Source organism: Psychrobacter sp. T6-1, from assembly GCF_052258445.1.
Genome location: NZ_JBQQFC010000729.1, coordinates 1 through 662 on the forward strand (window position 1 = coordinate 1; position 662 = coordinate 662).

Genomic DNA, 662 nt, shown 5'->3' on the forward strand with positions numbered 1-662 from the left:
CCCATCGGTAAGTTGTCTTTGTACACCGCTTGTGGCGGCATTAGTCCTGCGTATTGTCTACCGATCTTGTTAGATGTCGGTACCAATAATCAGCAATTACTTGATGATCCTATGTACATGGGCTGGAGAAATCCACGTATCTCAGGCGATGAATATAACGAGTTTGTCGACTTATTCATTCAAGCGGTTAAACGGCGCTGGCCTGAGGTGTTATTACAGTTTGAGGATTTCGCGCAAGAAAACGCGACGCCATTACTGAACCGATACCGTGATCAAATATGCTGCTTTAATGATGACATCCAAGGAACGGCTGCGGTGTCGGTCGGTGCCTTAATCGCGGCTTGTTTAGATAAAGGCGAAAAACTTAGCGAGCAAAAAATAGCGTTTTTGGGTGCAGGATCCGCAGGCTGCGGTATCGCGGAGCACATTATTCGCCAAATGCAGCGTGAAGGGTTGTCTGAGGTGCAGGCACGCAGTCAGGTATTTATGGTGGATCGTTATGGTCTGCTCACCGATAGTATGACAGAACTGCAAGCATTCCAAGTGCCGTTGGTACAAAACGAAGCTGATATCCAGCACTGGGACAAAAGTCAAAAACTTGGGCTTTTACAAGTGGTCAAGCAGGCACAGATCACAGTATTGTTCGGTGTCAGTGGACAAAA

General features: G+C 47.1%; 1 protein-coding gene. It reads left to right on the forward strand.

The genetic code is table 11. The features are described 5' to 3' along the window. The coding region (gene maeA / locus ACTXGO_RS15675) for an oxaloacetate-decarboxylating malate dehydrogenase (protein ID WP_443575174.1) at nucleotides 1-662 on the forward strand (662 nt) is incomplete at both ends.